Consider the following 18,941-nt stretch of genomic DNA (forward strand, 5'->3'; position numbering starts at 1 on the left):
GAGGGTCGGTCCGTCACATGGGACTGCGACGGACCGCCCGCCCCGCCAGGACGTCCGTGCGACACCCGTCCTCGATCACGAAACGGCCGTTGATCAGGACGTGGGGGATGCCCGTCGGCAGCTTGCGCGGCTCTGTGAAGGTGGAGCCCGCCGCCACCGTCTCCGGGTCGAACAGGACCACGTCCGCCCGGTAGCCCTCACGGACCAGGCCGCGGTCCGGCAGACGGAGGCGGGCCGCGGGGCGCGCCGTGAGGTGGGAGACGCACTCCTCCAGCGACAGCACGCCCAACTCCCTTACGTAGTGGCCCAGATAGTGCGGGAACGTGCCGTACGCCCGTGGATGCGGCTTGGTGCCCTGGAGGATGCCGTCCGAGCCGCCGGTGTGGACGCGGTGGCGCATGATCGTGCGGACGTTCTCCTCGTGGCCGACGTGCTGGAGGATCGAGGGGGCGAGCCGGTCCGCCAGCAGCAGCCGGCGGGCCGTCGTCCACGGGGTCTCGCCGCGCAGCCGCGCCGACTCCTCGACCGTACGGCCGACGAAGTCCGCCAGCGCCGGGTCGGCCACGCCGGAGACCTCGATCGTGTCCCACTCGATGGGCACGCCGTGACAGCCGTCGGAGCCGACGGACTCCAGGTGGTGGCGGATGCGCTCGGATGCCTCGTCGTCCGCGAGCCGGGCCAGGACCGCGTCCGGGCCGCCCTCGTTCGCCCAGCTCGGCAGCATGGCCGCGAGGGTCGTGCTGCCGGGGGTGTACGGGTAGGTGTCGAGGGTGATGTCGGCCCCGGCCGCGAGGGCCTTGTCCAGCAGCGACAGCAGTTCGGGCGCCCGGCCCTCGTTCACGCCGAAGTTCATGGTGGCGTGGGCGAGGTGGAGGGAGCAGTTCGCCGCGCGGGACAGGGCCACCATCTCCGCGTACGCCTCCAGGGCGCCCGCCCCGTACGAGCGGTGGTGCGGGCAGTAGTAGCCGCCGTACGACGCCACCACCCGGCACAGCTCGGTCAGTTCGGCGTCCTCGGCGTACATGCCGGGGGTGTAGGTGAGGCCGGAGGACATACCGACCGCGCCCTGTTCCATGCCCTCCGCCACCAGCCGGCGCATCCGGTCCAGCTCGGCCGGGGTCGCCTCGCGGTCCTCCCAGCCGACGGCCAGCGCGCGGACCGTGCCCTGCGGGATCAGATAGGCCGCGTTGACGGCGATGCCCCGGTCCAGCCGGTCCAGGTATCCGCCCACCGAACGCCAGTCGAAGTCGATGTCGTCGCCGTGGCCGTTCCAGCCGGCGATGGCCCGGCGGACCTCGGCGAGGGTGCGGTCGTCGACGGGGGCGTACGACAGCCCGTCCTGGCCCAGGACTTCGAGGGTGACCCCCTGCCCGGCCTTGGCACTGTGGTCCGGGTCGCGGAGCAGGGCCAGATCGCTGTGGGCGTGCATGTCGATGAAGCCGGGGGAGAGGACCAGGCCCTCGGCGTCCAGTTCGCGCGTCGCACGCGGGCGCTGGCAGCCCGCCGCCGCGGCCTCCTTGACGATGGCGACGATCCTGCCGTCGTCGACGACCACGTCCGCACGGTAGGAGGGCGCGCCGCCGCCGTCGACGACGTCCGCGTCCCGGATGACCAGATCCTCCACCGATTGCTCCCTAGAAGTAGGTGCGGAGGTAGTCGACGACCGTGCCGTCCGCCTCGGCGACCGGGATCAGCTGCCACTTGTCGAACGACGTGCACGGGTGGGAGAGGCCCAGTCCCACCCAGTCCCCGACCCGGACGTCCGCCTCGGGGGTGGTGGCGAGCCAGGTGTGCTGGTCGGACAGGCCGGTGACCGACACCCCGGCCGCCGGGCGCTCCGTGCCCTCCCGGCGGATCACCTGGGCGGACGGGAGGTGCAGGTCGTAGGCCGCGTCCCGCTTGCCCGCGTTGGCGAAGGCCTGCTCGGGGGAGGGGCGGGAGACGATCTGCGCCCAGAGACGGAAGGCCGGCTCCAAGGCGCCCTCCTCGGGGACCCGGTTGAAGGGGGTGATCTCCCGGTAGTGGCCGTCGTCGTGCGAGACATAGGCGCCGGACCGCAGCAACCTCAGTACGGGGAGGGAGAGTTCGGGGATCCCGGCGAAGACGTCCGCCACCGCGTCGAACCAGGCGCTGCCGCCCGCGCTGATGACGACCTCGTCCGTGCCGGCGAACCGGCCCGCCTTGTCGAAGTCGGCGGCGAGCGCGACCAGCCGGTGCAGATAGGCGTGCACCCGGTCGGGGTCCGCCCGCGGGACCTCGCCCTCGTATCCGGCGACCCCGACCAGCCGCAGGGTCCCCGCCGCCCCGGCCACCGCGTCCGCGACCGCCGCGCACTCCGCCTCGGTGCGGACGCCGGTACGGGCGCCCTCCCCGGCGGCCAGCTCCACGACGACGTCGACGGGACGCGAGGTTCCCTTCAGCGCCGCGTCCATCAGCTCGACCCCGCGCACGGAGTCGACGTAACAGACGAAGCGGAACTCCGCGTCGCGCTCCAGCTCGGCGGCGATCCAGCGCAGCGCCGGGGCGTCCACCAGCTCGTTGGCCAGGAAGATCCGCCGGGTGCCGAAGGCCCGGGCCACCCGTACCTGGTGCGGGACGGCGAGCGTGATGCCCCACGCCCCGCGCTCGACCTGGCGCCGGAAGAGCTGCGGGGCCATGGAGGTCTTGCCGTGCGGGGCGAAGGCGAGACCGTGCCGTTCGGTGTACGTCTCCATGAGCGCGAGATTGTGTTCCAGACGCTCGGCGGACAGGGCCAGTACGGGGGTGGCGAAGCCGTCGGAGAAGAGGTTGCGGCGCTGGGCGGCCAGCTCGCCGACGGTGAGGCCCTCCGCGTCGGGCGGGAGGCCCTTGAAACGGTGGTCGACGCGCTCCTGGGCGAGGCGGGCGAGCGCTTCGGTGCCGGTGTCGAAGGACACGGGGCCTCCCTGATCAGGTCGGTTGCATTGTGTGCAACGTCCATTGCGTATATCGCTTACCGCTGTCTAACATCCACGCCAACGCCGGGTCAATGGAGCCCGCGGCGACCCGAGACGACGAGGAGCCACCACCATCGTGAAGGCCAGGGACGCCGTTGACGCCGTTGACGTCGCGAATGTCGTGGACGTCGTCGCGCTCGGCGAGTCCATGGTGACGTTCCTGCCCAAGCGGCCGGGGCGCCTCGCGGACGTACCGTCCTTCGACCGCGCGATCGGCGGCGCCGAGTCCAACGTGGCGTGCGCCCTGGCGGCGGCGGGACATTCGGTGCGCTGGGTGAGCCGGGTCGGCGCGGACGGCTTCGGTGACCACCTGGTGGAGACGGTGGCTTCGTACGGCGTCGACGTCGGGCGCGTGGACCGTGATCCCGTGCGTCCGACGGGCGTGTACTTCCGTACGGCGGGGGACCGGGCGACGGACGCCCATGAGGTCGCGTACTACCGGGCGGGCTCGGCGGCGTCGGCGATGTCGGTGGAGACGGTGGACCTGGCCGCGGTGCGGGCGGGGCGGATCCTGCATCTGTCGGGGATCACGGCCGCGCTGTCGCGGGACTGCCTGGACCTGATGAGAGAGCTGACGGCTCCCGCCGATGGCCGGCCGGTGGTGTCCTTCGACGTCAACCACCGGCGCGGGTTGTGGGGTTCGGGCGACGGGCCGGATGTCCTGCTGGAGCTGGCGCGCCGGGCCGACATCGTGTTCGTGGGGGAGGACGAGGCGGAGGAGGCGTGGGGGGTGACGGGCGGGCCGGAGGCGGTTCGGGCGATGTTGCCGGAGCCGGGGGTGTTGGTGGTGAAGCAAGGTGCGGTGGGGGCCGTGGCATTCGTGTCGACTGCGGGCAGTCGTGGGCTGGTCGCGCCCCGCGGCGGAGCCGCAGATCGATACAGCCCCGCGCCCCTGACGGGGCGCTGTAGCTGCGGGCGTCCTGTCAGCTCACCCAGCTGCGGGCAGTCGTGCCGCTTGGGCGATGGGGGTCCCCCCGCTCGAGCGAAGCCGAGCGTGGGGGAGGGTGGGCGCGGCGGCACCCTGCCGGCGCCGGAAAGCGAGCCCACCCCTCCCCCCACCCCGCCCGCCTTCGAGCCCGCCCCCACCGTGGACGTCGTAGCCCCCGTCGGTGCCGGTGACGCCTTCGCCGCGGGGTTCCTCTCCGGCACCCTGCGCGGACTGCCCCTCCGCGACCGCCTCCGCCTCGGCCACCTCTTCGCCGCCGCCGCCCTCACCACCCCCGCCGACCTCGCCCCACCCCCCGCCCGCGACACCGCCGACCGTCTGACCGCCCTCGACGCCACCGCGTGGGAGAGACTTCGACTCGGCCCCGGCTGGACGCAAGCCGACGCGGCCGAAGAGGAGGTACCCACCCCATGAGCCAGACCGTCGACCGAGCGCTGACCATCCTGCCGTTGCTCGCCGAGGGCCCCGCCGACCTCGGCCAGGTCGCCGAGCGCCTCGGCGTGCACAAGTCGACCGCCCTGCGGTTGCTGCGCACCCTCCACGAACACGGGCTCGTCTACCGCCAGTCCGACCAGCGCTACCGGCTCGGCGCCCGGCTCTTCGCCCTCGCCCAGGAGGCGATGGAGAACCTCGACATCCGCGAGATCGCCCACCCCCACCTGGCCCGGCTCAACGAGGCCTGCGGGCACACCGTGCACCTCGCCGTGTTCGAGGAGGGCGAGGTCCTCTACATCGACAAGGTCGAGAGCCGCTACCCGGTGCGCATGTACTCGCGCATCGGCAAGCCGGTCGCCATCACCGTCGCCGCCGTCGCCAAACTGCTCCTCGCCGACCTGCCCGAGCCCGAGCGGCGCGCCCTCGCCGACAAGCTCGACTACCCCATGTACACGGCCCGTTCGACACCGAACGCGGAGGCCTTCCGCAAGGAACTGGCCAAGGTGCGCGAACAGGGCTGGGCCACCGACCTCGGCGGCCACGAGGAGTCCATCAACTGCGTCGCGGCCCCCGTCCGCGGCGCCGACGGCCGGGTCGTCGCCGCGATGTCGGTCTCCGCGCCCAACGTCGTCGTCACCGCCGACGAACTCCTCACCCTGCTCCCGCAGGTGCGCCGTGCGGCGGACGCGATCAGCGGCGAGTACTCCGGCAGAACACCGATCAAGGAATCCAGCTGATGACCGAGAAGACCGCCCTCACCCCCACGACCCACACCACCCCGCCCGCCAAGTTCTCCCACGGCGTGCGCAAGGGCAACATCCTCCAGGTCGCCGGCCAGGTCGGCTTCCTGCCCGCCGAGGAGGGCAAGCCCCCCACGCCGGCCGGCCCCACGCTGCGCGAGCAGACCCTCCAGACCCTCGCCAACGTCAAGGCGATCCTGGAGGAGGGCGGTGCCTCCTGGGACGACGTGATGATGATCCGCGTCTATCTGACGGACGTGGACCACTTCGCCGAGATGAACGGCATCTACAACACCTACTTCGAGGAGCAGGGCCTCACGGCCCCGCCCGCCGCCCGTACGACCGTCTACGTCGGTCTGCCCGCCGGCCTCCTCATCGAGATCGACGCGCTCGCCGTACTCGGCTGACGGCTCATCAACTCCCGCACGTCCTGCACGGCTCGGCGCCCGCATCGGGTGCCGAGCCGCGATCCCCCCTGCCCGAAAGCACGATGTACTTACGAAGAGGACCCCCGTATGTCCATACCGCTCGCCGCATCAGCCACCACCGCCCCGGCCACCCCACCCCACACCGGAGGACTGCTCCTCCTTCTCGACGGCACCGCGGGTCTTCTCACCGTCGCCGCCATCGGCATAGCCCTGCTCCTCTTCCTCATCATCAAGGCGAGACTCCAGCCCTTCGTCGCCCTGCTCGCCGTCTCCATAGCCGTCGGCCTGCTGGCCGGTCTCTCCGTCACCGAGCTCTTCGGCACCGTCCAGCGCTCGGACGCCGTCTCCACCATCGAGTCCGGCATGGGCGGCATCCTCGGCCATGTCGCGATCATCATCGGCCTCGGCACCATGCTCGGCGCGATCCTCGAAGTCAGCGGCGGGGCAGAGGTGCTGGCCTCCCGGCTGCTCAACCTCTTCGGGGAGAAGCGGGCTCCGCTCGCCATGGGCCTCACCGGCCTGATCTTCGGCATCCCGGTCTTCTTCGACGTCGGCATCTTCGTGCTGGCGCCGCTCGTCTACGCGGCCGCCAAACGCGGCGGCAAGTCGATCCTGCTCTACTGCCTTCCGCTGCTCGCCGGTCTCTCCATGACCCACGCCTTCCTCCCGCCGCACCCCGGCCCGGTGGCCGCCGCCGCCCTGCTCCACGTCCAGCTCGGCTGGGTCATCCTCATGGGCATCGTCTGCGGCATCCCGGCGGTGCTGGCCGCCTGGGTGTACTCGGCCTGGATCGGCAAGCGGATCTTCGTCGCCGTACCGCAGGACATGGTCGAGGCGGCCGACGAGGCCAGGCAGGCAGTGCTGGCCGAACAGCGGACGGCCGGAGTCGAGCCGCAGGAGAAGCCCGTCGCGCTCGGCACGGTCCTCGCCATCATCGGTACGCCGCTGGTCCTGATCCTCGCCGCGACCTTCTCCTCCATCGCCCTGGACCCCTCAACCGGCCGCTCGGTGATCGAGTTCTTCGGCACGCCGATGGTCGCCCTCACCATCGCCCTGGTGCTCGCCTACTACCTGCTGGGCATCCGGCGCGGCTGGTCCCGCAGGTCCCTGGAGACGGTGTCGACCGCGTCCCTCAAGCCGGTCGGCAACATCCTGCTGGTGGTCGGCGCCGGCGGGATCTTCGGTGCCGTGCTGAAGGCGAGCGGGGTCGCCCAGGCACTGTCCGACACCTTCAACGGCGTGGGCCTCCCGGTGATCGTCCTCTCCTATCTGATCTCCGTCGTCCTGCGGGTCGCCCAGGGCTCGGCGACGGTGGCGATCGTGACGACGGCCGGCATCGTCGCCCCGCTGCTGAGCGAGGGGCATCACTCCCAGGCCTTCGCCGCCCTCGTCATCATGGCCGTCTCGGCGGGCTCTATCTTCGCCTCGCACGTCAACGACGGCGGCTTCTGGATGGTGGCCAAGTACTTCGGCATCAGCGAGCGGGACACGCTGAGGACCTGGACCGTCCTGGAGACGGTGCTCTCGGTGGCCGGCTTCGCGATGGCGGCCGTGCTCAGCGTCTTCGTGTAGGCGTCTGATAACGAAGTCGGGGCTGGCTGTGTCCGGCACAGGTTCTTGGACCATACTGCCCGCTGTGGAGCAGCGCATAGGAGCCAACAGCCAGCCCCTGGAAGGCGCCGGATTCGACCCGGCCTTCATCCCCGGGCTCACCGCACCCGCGTCCGCCGAGGTGAAGGACGCGGGGCCGGAGGACACCCGGCCCGAGGAGGCCGAGGGTGCCGAGGCGGCGGCGGAACCGGTGGCCCTGACCAAGGCCGCGACCGACGCGGAAACCACGGTCGACGAGGACGCCGAGGACGCCGAGGACACCGAGGAGGCCGCCGAGGGCCCCGTCTTCGAGGCCTCCGACCGGCGTGCCCGGATAGTGGCCGACCACCAGGGCGTGCGCCTCAGTCTCGACGAGGAGAAGTGCGAGTTCCGCTGGGACGAGATCGGCGCGATCGAGACCGAGGCACCGCGCTTCGGGAAGCGCTTCACGATCACCGTCCACACCCCGGACCGCCGCTGGTACCCCATCGAGATCGAGGCGACGTCCCGCTCCCGCTTCAAGGAGTGGGAGGAGCAGTTGGACGCGGTCCTGGACGCGTACTTCGAGGACGGCGACGAAGAAGCCGAGAACGAAGCCGAGAACGAAGCCGAGACCGACGCCGACGACTGAGGGGCGCGGGGAACCGCGCACCGAACAGACCGTGTGGTGCGAGCTCGGTGCCTGTGGGTGCGAGTAGCCCCGCCGGGTGGGCTTGTCGCGCCCACGCGGCGGAGCCGCACATCGATGCAGTCCCGCGCCCCTCGGAGCGTCAGTGATCGCTACGGCAGGCCGTGCACATGCGCCCCCACCGAGTTGGACCACGCGTTGCCCGATGCCGCGTCCCAGTTGGTCGACCAGGTCATCGCACCCCGCAGGCCGGGGTACGTCGTCGACGGCTTGAAGGAGCCGCAGTTGGTGGCCTTGGTCAGGCAGTCCAGAGCGTTGTTGACCACCGTCGGGGAGACGTAACCGCTGCCCGCCGCGCTGGTCGACGCCGGCAGACCGAGGCCCACCTGGGACGGGGACAGCCCGCCCTGCAGCTGGATGCAGGCCAGCGCGATGAGGAAGTCCACCGAGCCCTGGCTGTACACCTTGCCGTCGCAGCCCAGCATGGAACCGCTGTTGTAGTACTGCATGTTGACGACCGTGAGGATGTCCTTGATGTTCAGGGCCGTCTGGAAGTACCCGTTGGACGTCGACTGCATGTCGATCGTCTGCGGCGCCATGGTGATGATCAGCGACGAGCCCGCCTTCGACGACAGCGAGCGCAGCGCCTGGCTCATGTAGGTGGCGTTGATGCCGTTCTCCAGGTCGATGTCGACGCCGTCGAAGCCGTACGTCTGCATCAGCGAATAGACGGAGTTGGCGAAGTTCGTCGCGGACGACGAGTCGCTCACCGAGATCGTGCCGTTCTGGCCGCCGATGGAGATGATGACCTTCTTGCCGGCCGCCTGCTTGGCCTTGATGTCGGCCTTGAACTGGTCGACCGTGTACCCGCCCAGCCCGGCGGAGTCGAGGGTGAAGCTGACCGCGCCCGGCGTGCTGGTCGCGTCCGCGAAGGCGACGGCGATGATGTCGTAGGAGGACGGCACGTCGGAGATCTTCTGGACGGTCGCGCCGTTGTTGAAGTTCTGCCAGTAGCCCGTCACCGCGTGCTTGGGCAGCGTGCCGCCGCCGCTGCCGCCGGAGGCGGTCGTGGTCGCCGTCACCGCCGTCGACCTGGCGGACTCGCCCGCCGAGTTGGTCGCGGTGACCTGGAAGGAGTACGACGTCGAGGCGGCGAGCCCGGTGATCGTGGCCGAGGCGCCGGTGACCGCCGTGACCTTGGTGCCGCTCTGGTAGACGTTGTAGCCGGTCGCGCCCGACACCGCGCTCCAGGACAGGGACGCCGAGGACGACGTCGTACCGGAGACCGCGAGGCCGGTGGGGGTGGCGGGGATGGTCGGTGCCGGGTCGGAGCCGCCGCCGTCGGGGCCGTAGACCGAGAAGTCGTCGGCGTAGTAGGCGGCCTGGCCGTACCAGCCGTGGGTCCAGACCGTGACCGAGGTGGTCGAGGCACCGGTGGTGAAGGTCGTCGACAGCTGCGTCCAGGACGTGTTCGGGGTCCAGGTCGACACGTCCGTGGTGCCGGTGCCGGTCACGCCGAGGTAGGTGTAGGAGCCCTGCACCCACGCGCTCAGCGTGTAGGTCGAGTTGGCCTTCACCGCCACCGTCTGGCTGCACTGCGCGTAGTCCTGCCCGGCCGGGGTCGCCTTCAGGGCGGCGGCGCCGGAATGGACGGGGGAGGACACGGTCGTACCGCTGCTCGCGGAGCAGGTCCAGTTGGCGAGGGCCGACTCGAAGCCGGCGTTCTTCACGTTGTTGACGTCGGCGGCGGAGGCCGGGGAGGAGGCCAGGCCCGCCATCGCGAGTGCCGTGGCGAGAGCGGCCACGGCCGACCAGGTTCGGATACGACGCTGTCCGGCATGCCGGGACACGAGTCGGGGGATGAGTCTGAGCATGACAATCAAGGTGGTCCAGACCAATTCGCGTGTCAATAGGTCCAGACCAAATTCAAAGCCACCGCCGAGCGGATCGGACCCCGGCCATATGCTCAACCTGTCCCGATTTGGCGCTGGTTGTGTGGTCACGGATCCCAGACAGCTGCACAAACGCTGTTCTCCGGTCACAGAGGCGTGGTTACAGTGCTGAGGTAGTCACGCAATGAAGTCGTCCCGGCTCATTGGGGTAACACCGGTGGGCCGCCGGGGTGTGAAGAGCGGGGAGCTGCGCGTGCCAACTGCCATTGCCGTGACCAGCGCCGACATGGCGCTGCCGGTGCAGGACGAGCGGACCATGCCCGCCGTCGTGCTCCGGGACCTGGACCAGCGGCCCCTGGACCAGACCCTCGCCGAGTTCGTGGCACTCATCGAACAGCACGGGCATGTCATCGTCGTCTGCTCCGCGGCCGTACCCGAAGCCGTGACCCGGCGCCTGCACACCCTCCGCTCCCTGCTGGAGAGCGACCGGATCGCCCTGTTCCGCCCCGATCTGCCGCCCCTCGGCATCGCCGTCCTGGCCCGGCAGTTGCGGCAGCTGGCCTCCTGCGACCTCAGCCCCGGCGTGCTCGCGTCGGCCGGCCGGCTGCTCACCCACTACATCCACTCCGGCGCGGTCCTCGGCTCGGTCACCAAGCTGGACCGGGTCCCGGTCACCCTGAAAGCGCACGCCAAGTCCTGGATGCCCGGCACCCAGTTCGGGGTCGTCGCGCATCCCCAGCCCCAACTGGTCCGGATCGGCCCCGAAGCGACCCTGACCGGACCCGAGTTCAGCACCTGGATGCTGGTCGCCAGGGGACAGCTGCAGTCCGAGTGGATCGGCGGCCTCGCCAAGTCCTGGGGCGCGTACGGGCTGCGCGAGACCCCGCTGCCGGCCGAGTCGTCCGTGTGGTGGGGGACCGGCCGCATGATCGAGTTCACCAGCTATCTCGCCGACCTGTCGGTCCTCTACCAGCTGGTCACCTCGGTGCGGCAGACCAGCTGTCACTGGTGCGGTGTCGACGTCATCGGCGACCGCTGTGTCTTCTGCTCCGCCACCCCGCCCGACTACGAGCCCCCGGCGCGCCGCGCGCTGGAACAGCGGACGCCCGCCTGACCCGTACCACCCACCGCTCGGTTCCCCCACTTCCCCCGATGAGCCCGATGAGGTCGCACGGTCCATGAACTCCCGTCAGCGCCGCGGCGTGATACTCCTGATCCTGTCGGTTGTCTGCGCCCTCGGCGCGTTCGCCGGCGTGCTCTCCGTCATCGACAACGCGAAGTCCGAGGTCGGCCCCAAGGTCACCGCGTACAAGGTCCGGTCGGACGTCAAGCCGTACACGACGCTGAGCGCCGGCCAGTTCCAGAAGGTCGAGATGCCCAAGCGGTGGCTGTCCGCCAACGCCGTCACCAGCCTCAGCGCGATCGAGGGCAAGATCGCGGTCACCACGCTGAAGAAGGGCTCGCTGCTCCAGACCGACATGATCGTCGACCAGCCCGCACTGAAGGCGGGCGAGCAGGAGGTCGCGATCATGATCGACGCGGCCACCGGGGTGGCCGGCAAGATCACCCCGGGCTCGCTGGTCAACGTCTACGCCACTTTCCAGGGCAAGCAGCAGAGCGACCCCGACCAGTCGAAGATCATCGTGACCAACGCCCGGGTCCTGGACGTCGGCGCCCAGCTCAGCTATGTGGACCCGGACAACAGGAACCAGCAGCCCAGCGACGCCGTCCCCATCACCTTCGCGCTGTCCACCCTCGACGCCCAGCGCCTCACCTACGCGGAGTCCTTCGCCCAGCGGGTCCGGCTCGCCCTGGTCGCGCCCGGCACCACGACCACCGTGCCGGACAAGGACCGTACGTACGAACTCGCGACGGACAAGTGAGAGGCGCCTCGCATGCCCATCAGGATCCTCCCCGCCGTCGGTGACGCGGACGCCGTCCGCTCCCTGGTCTCCCTGCTCAGCCAGCTCCCGGACAGCGAACCGCTGCCGCCCGTCGTCGACTCCACCCAACTCGTCGACACCCTGGCCCGGTTCGCCGCCGAGTCCGTCGACGAACTCCCCGAGGTCGTCGTCGTCCACGAACGCATCGGCCCGGTCCCGGCCCTGGAGCTGATCCGCGAGGTCGCCCTGCGCTTCCCCGCGGTCGGCGTCGTCCTCGTCACCACCGACACCAGCCCCGGCCTGTTCGCCGCCGCGATGGACTCCGGCGCCCGCGGCCTGGTCGGGCTGCCCATGAGCTACGAGGAGCTGGCCGGCCGCGTCCAGGCGGTCGCCCAGTGGTCCACGGGCGTACGACGGCACCTCGGCCACGGCGCGGACGCGTTCGCCGGCGTCGGCGGAACCGTCGTCACCGTCAGCGGCGCCAAGGGCGGGACCGGCGCGACCCTGGTGGCGGTCCAGATCGCCCTCGCCGCGCAGGCCTCCGGCCACTCCACCGCCCTGGTCGACCTCGACCTCCAGACCGGGGACGTCGCGTCCTACCTGGACGTCCAGTTCCGCCGCTCGGTCGCCGACCTGGCCGCGGTCAACGACATCTCCCCCCGCGTCATGGCCGAGGCCGTCTTCCGCCACGACACCGGACTCGCCCTGCTCCTCGCCCCCGCCGAGGGCGAACGCGGCGAGGAGGTCACCGACCGGGCCGCCCGCCAGATCCTCAGCGCCCTGCGCTCCCGCTACGAGATCGTGGTCGTCGACTGCGGCGCCCAGCTCGGCGGGGCGGGCGCGGCGGCCGTCGAGACCGCCGACCTGGCGCTCCTGGTGACCACCCCCGACGTGGTCGCCGTTCGCGCCGCCAAGCGCACGGTGCGCATGTGGGACCGGCTGCAGATCCGCAAGGCCGAGGAGACGACGGTGGTCGTCAACCGGCATACGAGGGGTACGGAGATCCAGCCGGCGCTGATCCAGCGGATCACCGGAACCGCACTGGCGGGGACGCCGATTCCCGCCAACTTCAAGGAACTCCAGGGCGCGGTGGACGCGGGGCGTGTGCACGAGCTGGACAGCCGCAGCACGGTGAAGCAGGCGATGTGGGCGCTTGCGGGGGAGCTGGGGCTGGTGCGGACGGCAGAGGGAACGGTGCCGCGACGGGCCGGCAGGGGGCGGGGCGGGGAGCGGCCGGCAGTGAGTTTCCGGCGGCGGAGGGAGCTGCCGTGAGAGGCCGTGGGCCGGGTGCCGGCAGGCGGGGGCCGAGCGCGCCCACGCGGCGGAGCCGCATACGTCACAGCCCCGAGCCCCTACGGGGCGCTTCCCTGGGGGACCTTGTGAAGACGCGCCCTGCTGAAGCGCGCCCAAGGGGCGCGGGGCTGCATCGGATATGCGGCTACCGCCGCGTGGGCGCGACCAGCGCCCACCGGCCCGCACCCGACCGCGGTCAGGTCACGATCGAACTCCTGGGCATGACCCCGATCATCATCCTCACCCTCGTCCTCATGTGGCAGGCCGTCCTCGTCGGATACGCCTTCACCCTCGCCGGGAACGCCGCCGACGAAGGCGTACGCGCGGGAACGGCCGTCCCGCGGGGGGAACGCTTCGGCGTCTGCCAGACCGCCGCGCTGGAGGACCTCTCCAGCGCCTGGCGGCAGGGAGCCACCGTGGACCGGTGCGGCGGCACCGGCACGGTCGTCGCGGACGTCTCCCTGCGCGTCCCGGTGCTCTTCCCGGGCACCATCGACTTCCCCGTCACCGTGCACGGCCACGCCGGCACGGTGGAGGAGGTGAAGCGCTGATGCGCCACAAGCCGCACGACCGCGGCCAGGTCGCCGTCGAGTACCTCGGGTTCATCCCGGTCCTGCTCGTCGTCGGGCTGGCCGGCATCCAGCTCGGCGCCGTCGCCTACGCCGCCGAGCAGGCCGGGACGGCGGCCCGGGCCGGGGCCCGGGCCGCCTCGCTGCGCGAGGACGTCGGCGCGGCCTGTACCAGCGCGGTCAGCGGCGGGATCGACGTGAGCTGCGCGTCCTCCGGGGGCGGCGACTCGGTCACCGTCACCGCCACGGTCCACATCCCGAAGATCGTCTGGGATCTGGGCAACGCCACCAAGTCCGCCACGATGCCCGTCGACCACTGAACGAGGAGCACGGCAAACATGAGCCTGCGGGCACGCATCAACTCCCCCGAGGAGCACGGCAGCCGGGGCGAGGACGGCCACCTGGTCTCCTCCTACCGGGCCAAGCTCCTGGAGGAGATCGACCTCGCGGAGATGAGCGCGCTGGCCGCCGCCGAGCGCCGGGCGCGCCTCGAACGCGTCCTCGGCCACATCATCAGCCGCGAGGGCCCGGTCCTGTCGACCGTCGAGCGCTCCCAGCTGATCCGCAGGGTGGTCGACGAGGCCCTGGGCCTGGGCATCCTGGAGCCGCTGCTCGAAGACGCGTCGATCACGGAGATCATGGTGAACGGCCCCGACGCGATCTTCGTGGAACGCGGCGGCCGCGTCGAGCAGTTGCCGTTGCGCTTCGTCTCGGCGGACCAGCTGATGCAGACCATCGAGCGGATCGTCTCCACGGTCAACCGCCGCGTGGACGAGTCCAACCCGATGGTCGACGCCCGCCTCCCCTCCGGCGAACGCGTCAACGTCATCATCCCGCCGCTCTCCCTGACCGGCCCCATCCTCACCATCCGCCGCTTCCCGCGCTCCTTCACCCTGCAGGAGCTGATCGGCTTCGGCTCGCTCGACGAGCACATGGTGTTCCTGCTGGCCGGCCTGGTGCAGGCGAAGTTCAACATCATCGTCTCCGGCGCCACGGGCACCGGGAAGACGACCCTGCTGAACGCCCTCTCCGGTCTGATCCCGGCGCACGAACGCATCATCACCATCGAGGACTCCGCCGAACTCCAGCTCCAGCAGTCGCACGTGGTCCGGCTGGAGTCCCGCCCGCCGAACGTCGAGGGCAAGGGCCAGGTCAGCATCCGCGACCTGGTCCGCAACTCGCTGCGGATGCGCCCCGACCGGATCGTGGTCGGCGAGGTCCGCGGCGGCGAGTCCCTGGACATGCTGCAAGCCATGTCCACGGGCCACGACGGCTCCCTCGCGACCGTCCACGCCAACAGCGCCGAGGACGCCCTCACCCGCCTCCAGACCCTGGCCTCCATGTCGGACGTCGAAGTGCCCTTCGTCGCCCTGCACGACCAGATCAACAGCGCGGTCGAGGTCATCGTCCAGCTGACCCGGTTCGCCGACGGCGTCCGCCGGATCACCGAGATCGCGATCCTGGACAGCCACGGCAGCGAGCCGTACCGGCTGGCGACGGTGGCCCGCTTCGACGCCCAGCCCATGACCCACGACGGCCATGTCCACGGCGTCTTCCAGTACTTCCCGCTCCCGCGCCGCACCGCCGACCGCCTCTACATGGCGAGCCAGCCGATCCCGCAGGCCTTCGGCGTGGCCCAGCACTTCGAGCAGCTCACCACCCGAGAAGCGAGGTAGGCCATGCCCCTCCACGACCTCGTCACCCTCACCACCGGCGTCACCCTGCTGGCCTGTCTGCTGGCCGTGGTGGGCCTGCACACCTACGCCTCCGGCCGGGCCCAGCGCGCCGCCCTGGTGGACCGCCTCTCCTACACCGGCCACGCCCCGCTCACCGGCCGCCGGCGCCGCTTCCGCAACCTGGACCGCCGCCTGCGCGGCACGGCGATCGGCCGCCGCCTCGAACTCCGCCTGATGGCAACGGGCCTGGACGTGACACCCGGCGAGTTCTTCGCCTACATGGTCGCCGCCGTCGTAGCCCTGTGGCTCATCGGCCAGGCCGCGCTGGCCCCCTTCTTCGGGCCGATCGCCGGCCTCCTCGGGGTCTTCGCCGCCGTCCAGTTCCTCAACTGGCAGCGCCAGAAACGCATCGAGCGGTTCATCGCCCAACTCCCCGAACTGGCCCGCATCCTGGCCAACGCCACCCACGCCGGCCTCGCCCTGCGCACCGCGATCGGCATGGCGGCGGAGGAGCTGGAGGCCCCGGCCGGTGAGGAACTGGGCAAGGTGGCCGACCAGTTGGCGATCGGCCACTCCATGGAGGACGCGCTGGGCGAACTGACCGCCCGGCTCCCGTCCCGCGAACTGGTCGTCCTGGTCACGACCTTGGTTCTGTCCAACAGGGCGGGTGGTCAAGTGGTGAGTGCGCTGCGTAACCTGACCGAGACCCTGGAGGAGCGCAAGGAGACCCGCCGCGAGGTCCGCACCCAGCTCTCCCAGGTGACGATGACGTCGTACGCCGTCCCGGTGCTCGGCATCGGCGCCCTGTTCCTGATGAACGGGGTCAAGGGCGACACGCTGGACCGCATGACGGGCACCACCCTCGGCCAGGCGGCCGTACTCATCGCCTTCGGCCTCTACGTCGTCGGCTTCGTCCTCATCCGCCGCCTCAGCCGCATCGACGTATAGGGGGATGTGACCATGCCACTGCTCCTGGCCCTTCTGATGGCCCTCGGCGTCTACGGAGTCTTCGCGGGCGTCCGCATGTACCGCGCGGACGCGAAACTCCCCTCCGACCTGGCGATCGCCCTGGAGGTGGGCGCCACCCGCACCGGCGCCGCCAACTCCCTCATCGACCGCATGGGCATGCGCTACGCCCCCGCCGTCCTCCGCCTGATGGGCCCGCGCCAGGTGGCCAGGTACCGCCGCAAGATCGACCTGGCGGGCAACCCCGGCGGCCTGACGATCGACCGTTACGCGGCCCGGCGGGCGGTCTACGGCGCGCTGGGCGGCGTCGGCTTCCTGGTCTTCCTCCTCCGCGGCCAGTGGCTGATGGCCGTCCTGCTCCTCCTCTTCGGCGCGTTCTGGACGGAGGTCGGCATCTGGTCGGCGATCCGCGTCCGCAAGGACGTCATCGAACGCACCCTGCCGGACTTCCTGGACGTCCTCGCGGTGGTGGTGAGCGCCGGCCTCGGCTTCCGCCAGGCCCTCGACCGGGTGGCCTCCCACTACGAGGGCCCCTGGGCGGACGAACTCCGCATCACCCTGCGCCAGCTCGACCTGGGCATGAGCCGCCGCCAGGCCTTCGCGGAACTCAGGCGCCGCAACGACTCGGAACAGGTGGCCATGTTCGTCACGGCCCTCCAGCAGGGCGAGGAACTGGGAGCGCCGATCGTCGACACCCTGGTCGCCCTGGCCAAGGACATGCGCCGCACGGACGCCCAGAACGCCCGCCGCAAGGCCGCCCGGGCCGTGCCGAGGGCAACGCTGATGATCACCACGTTCATGGTCCCGGCGACGATGCTCCTGCTGGCGGCGGGCCTGCTGCTCGGCTCGGGAGTCGACTTCGGGTCGGTCACGGGGAAGTAGCCGGAGAAGGGTGGGTGACGGCGATGGCGACGCGGGAGGACGACGGGAAGGTCGAGATCCGGGCCCTGCGGGCGATGGGCCGCCAGGTCTTCGGCTTCCGCCTGGCGATGATCGCCGTGGCGACCCCCGCGGCTCTCCTCAACGCCACCCCCGGCCTGGGCGCCCGCCTGGTCGGCTCGGCGGTGGTCGTCACCTTCATGATCTCGTACGTCCTCTTCCGCGACTGGCAGCGCTTCGGCCCCCTCCTCCTGCGCCACCCCACCCTGCTGGCCGCCGACACCCTCTTCGGCTCCTTCCTCCTGATCTCGGCAGGCCCGGACACCACCCTCGCCTACGTCAGCGTCTGCACCCCGCTCCTGGCCGGCCTCCTCTACAGCTGGCGCGGAGCGGCGGTCTTCGCGTCCCTCCAGTCGCTGATCCTGCTGCTCGTTCAGGCCACCCTGAAGCACCACGCGAGCGTCGCCGAGTCGCTTCTCCTGCCCGGCCTGTGCGTGATCACCGGTGCGATGGGCTCGACCCTGCGCACCCTGATGCTCCGCTTCGGCACCGCCACCGAGGCCCTCACCGAGACCCGCGCCCGCCTCGCCGCGACGGAGGCGGTCAGCGCGGAACGCGCCCGGCTGGCCCGCGAGATGCACGACTCGGTGACCAAGACGCTGTACGGGGTCGCCCTGATCGCCGACGGCCTCGCGGAGTCGGCGGCCGCGTCCCCGGACCGTCTGGACCCGACGCTGATCAGACAGCAGGCGGAACTGGTGGCGAACGCGGCACGCAGGGCGGCGGCGGAGTCCCGGGACATCCTGAAGGATCTGCGCGCCGGAACGGACGGTGAGGCATCGGACGTCCGCTCCGAACTGGAGTCGCTGACACGTGACTTCACGGCCCGTACGGCGATGACGGCGACGTACGAGGGCCCGGACACCCCGGTCCCGCTGCCCCCCGCCACGACCCGCCAGTTGCTGGGCATCGCGGCGGAGGCCCTGGAGAACGCCCACCGGCACGCGCGGGCGACGAGAGTCGACGTACGGGCGGAGACCACCCCCGACCGCCGTCTGATCGTCACGATCCACGACGACGGCCGCGGCCTGCCCCCGGACACGACCGTCGAAGACCTCTACCACACCGGCCACTTCGGCCTGCTCGGCATGACGGAACGGGCCGCGTCGATGGGCGCGCGGCTCCGGCTGACCGCCGACAAGGGCACGGAGGTCCGGGTGGAGCTGACCCTGACATGACCGAGCCGAGAGGAGGCCCCCCGATGCCGCGGCACCCCTTCACGCAGTACGAAGAGCCACCGCCCCCACCCCTGCGCATCCTGGTGGCCGACGACAACCCGGTGATCCGCGCCGGCCTGACGGCTGTCCTCTCCGCCGCGGACGGCCTCACAGTCGTCGCCGAGGCCGAGGACGGTCGCGCGGCCTACGAGGCGGCCCTGCACCACCGCCCCGACGTCATCCTCCTCGACGTCCGCATGCCGGGGGTCGACGGAATATCGGCGCTACCGCACCTGGTGCGCCTGGCCCCGGTGATGATGCTGACGTACAGCGACGAGACGGAGATCGTGCAGGAGGCCGCACGCCTGGGCGCCGGGGGCTACCTGGTCCACGGCGAGTTCACTACAGCACAGCTGACACAGGCGGTACGGGACGTGGGCGGGGGGCGGCCGCACTTCACACCGACGGCGACAAATGCACTGCTGGCGCATGTCAGGGGAGATGCAACTGCACACGTAGATCACGAACTGCGCGCTGTTCCAACACATTTTGCATCCAGAGGGCTTTCGCAACTGCAATCAACTGTGGGACAGTCGTCGAAGTCCCGGTTTCAACTGAGCAGCAGGGAGGCGGAGATCATGGACCTCATCGCGTCCGGCATGAACAACCAGCAGATCGCCGCCACTTGCTTCATCAGCGAGAAGACGGTCAAGAACCACATCAACCGCATCTTCGCCAAGCTCCACAGCACCACCCGCGCGCAGGCGACGGCCAAGTGGCTGGGGGTGGCGTGAGGATGAACTGGGTCCGCATTTGGGTCCTGG

At 71.0% G+C, this 18,941-nt stretch carries 18 protein-coding genes; 15 read left to right on the forward strand and 3 right to left on the reverse strand.

Features of this window, described 5'->3' with window-relative positions:
- Positions 1-13 precede the first annotated feature (13 nt).
- Both ABTY98_RS05995 and ABTY98_RS06000 read right to left on the reverse strand, forming a co-directional pair.
- On the reverse strand, positions 14-1,624 hold the full coding sequence (locus tag ABTY98_RS05995; protein ID WP_352219652.1) for an N-acyl-D-amino-acid deacylase family protein: 1,611 nt from the start codon (positions 1,622-1,624) through the stop codon (positions 14-16).
- A gap of 10 nt (positions 1,625-1,634) precedes the next feature.
- The gene (locus ABTY98_RS06000) at positions 1,635-2,915 is read right to left on the reverse strand and encodes an alanine racemase (protein WP_352219653.1); all 1,281 of its coding nucleotides are present in this window, start codon (positions 2,913-2,915) and stop codon (positions 1,635-1,637) included.
- 208 nt (positions 2,916-3,123) lie between these two features.
- Between ABTY98_RS06000 and ABTY98_RS06005 the strand changes: the two genes are divergently transcribed.
- The 5 genes from ABTY98_RS06005 to ABTY98_RS06025 all read left to right on the forward strand — a co-directional run bounded on the left by ABTY98_RS06005 (position 3,124) and on the right by ABTY98_RS06025 (position 7,745).
- Complete coding sequence (locus ABTY98_RS06005; RefSeq protein WP_502994164.1) at positions 3,124-4,335, forward strand: sugar kinase; 1,212 nt, start codon at positions 3,124-3,126, stop codon at positions 4,333-4,335.
- Positions 4,332-5,093 (forward strand): IclR family transcriptional regulator, encoded by a 762-nt coding sequence (locus ABTY98_RS06010; protein ID WP_352219655.1) that lies wholly within the window; start codon positions 4,332-4,334, stop codon positions 5,091-5,093. Before ABTY98_RS06005 ends, ABTY98_RS06010 begins: the two co-directional genes overlap by 4 nt.
- Positions 5,093-5,503, forward strand: coding sequence for a RidA family protein (locus ABTY98_RS06015; RefSeq protein ID WP_351708518.1), 411 nt, complete (start codon positions 5,093-5,095; stop codon positions 5,501-5,503). Before ABTY98_RS06010 ends, ABTY98_RS06015 begins: the two co-directional genes overlap by 1 nt.
- Positions 5,504-5,611: 108 nt before the next feature.
- The gene (locus ABTY98_RS06020; RefSeq protein ID WP_352219656.1) at positions 5,612-7,096 is read left to right on the forward strand and encodes a GntP family permease; all 1,485 of its coding nucleotides are present in this window, start codon (positions 5,612-5,614) and stop codon (positions 7,094-7,096) included.
- A 64-nt stretch (positions 7,097-7,160) separates the two neighbouring features.
- The gene (locus ABTY98_RS06025; protein ID WP_352219657.1) at positions 7,161-7,745 is read left to right on the forward strand and encodes a hypothetical protein; all 585 of its coding nucleotides are present in this window, start codon (positions 7,161-7,163) and stop codon (positions 7,743-7,745) included.
- A 149-nt stretch (positions 7,746-7,894) separates the two neighbouring features.
- On the opposite strand, the gene ABTY98_RS06030 is transcribed toward ABTY98_RS06025, so the two are convergent.
- On the reverse strand, positions 7,895-9,616 hold the full coding sequence (locus ABTY98_RS06030) for a chitinase (RefSeq protein ID WP_352219658.1): 1,722 nt from the start codon (positions 9,614-9,616) through the stop codon (positions 7,895-7,897).
- Positions 9,617-9,887: 271 nt separating this feature from the next.
- Here ABTY98_RS06030 and ABTY98_RS06035 point away from each other — a divergent pair, with 271 nt between their 5' ends.
- The 10 genes from ABTY98_RS06035 to ABTY98_RS06080 all read left to right on the forward strand — a co-directional run bounded on the left by ABTY98_RS06035 (position 9,888) and on the right by ABTY98_RS06080 (position 18,911).
- Complete coding sequence (locus tag ABTY98_RS06035) at positions 9,888-10,748, forward strand: hypothetical protein (protein ID WP_352219659.1); 861 nt, start codon at positions 9,888-9,890, stop codon at positions 10,746-10,748.
- A gap of 64 nt (positions 10,749-10,812) precedes the next feature.
- Positions 10,813-11,517, forward strand: a complete 705-nt coding sequence (gene cpaB / locus ABTY98_RS06040; protein ID WP_352219660.1) for a Flp pilus assembly protein CpaB — start codon at positions 10,813-10,815, stop codon at positions 11,515-11,517.
- A gap of 12 nt (positions 11,518-11,529) precedes the next feature.
- On the forward strand, positions 11,530-12,789 hold the full coding sequence (locus tag ABTY98_RS06045; RefSeq protein ID WP_352219661.1) for a CpaE/TadZ family protein: 1,260 nt from the start codon (positions 11,530-11,532) through the stop codon (positions 12,787-12,789).
- 242 nt (positions 12,790-13,031) lie between these two features.
- The gene (locus ABTY98_RS06050; protein ID WP_352219886.1) at positions 13,032-13,361 is read left to right on the forward strand and encodes a pilus assembly protein; all 330 of its coding nucleotides are present in this window, start codon (positions 13,032-13,034) and stop codon (positions 13,359-13,361) included.
- The gene (locus ABTY98_RS06055; protein WP_352219662.1) at positions 13,361-13,699 is read left to right on the forward strand and encodes a TadE/TadG family type IV pilus assembly protein; all 339 of its coding nucleotides are present in this window, start codon (positions 13,361-13,363) and stop codon (positions 13,697-13,699) included. The genes ABTY98_RS06050 and ABTY98_RS06055 overlap by 1 nt, the downstream gene beginning before the upstream one ends.
- 18 nt (positions 13,700-13,717) lie before the next feature.
- On the forward strand, positions 13,718-15,055 hold the full coding sequence (locus ABTY98_RS06060) for a TadA family conjugal transfer-associated ATPase (RefSeq protein ID WP_352219663.1): 1,338 nt from the start codon (positions 13,718-13,720) through the stop codon (positions 15,053-15,055).
- A 3-nt stretch (positions 15,056-15,058) separates the two neighbouring features.
- On the forward strand, positions 15,059-16,003 hold the full coding sequence (locus ABTY98_RS06065) for a type II secretion system F family protein (RefSeq protein ID WP_352219664.1): 945 nt from the start codon (positions 15,059-15,061) through the stop codon (positions 16,001-16,003).
- A gap of 12 nt (positions 16,004-16,015) precedes the next feature.
- Complete coding sequence (locus tag ABTY98_RS06070) at positions 16,016-16,903, forward strand: DUF5936 domain-containing protein (protein WP_352219665.1); 888 nt, start codon at positions 16,016-16,018, stop codon at positions 16,901-16,903.
- Positions 16,904-16,926: 23 nt separating this feature from the next.
- Entirely contained in the window at positions 16,927-18,138 is a 1,212-nt protein-coding gene (locus tag ABTY98_RS06075) for a sensor histidine kinase (RefSeq protein WP_352219666.1), read from the forward strand.
- 23 nt (positions 18,139-18,161) lie between these two features.
- A complete protein-coding gene (locus ABTY98_RS06080) occupies positions 18,162-18,911 on the forward strand; it encodes a response regulator (RefSeq protein ID WP_352219667.1) in 750 nt (249 codons plus the stop codon).
- Positions 18,912-18,941: the final 30 nt, after the last annotated feature.

The sequence above is a fragment of the Streptomyces sp. NPDC096040 genome (genome assembly GCF_040303265.1).
In the GTDB taxonomy this organism is placed as follows: domain Bacteria; phylum Actinomycetota; class Actinomycetes; order Streptomycetales; family Streptomycetaceae; genus Streptomyces.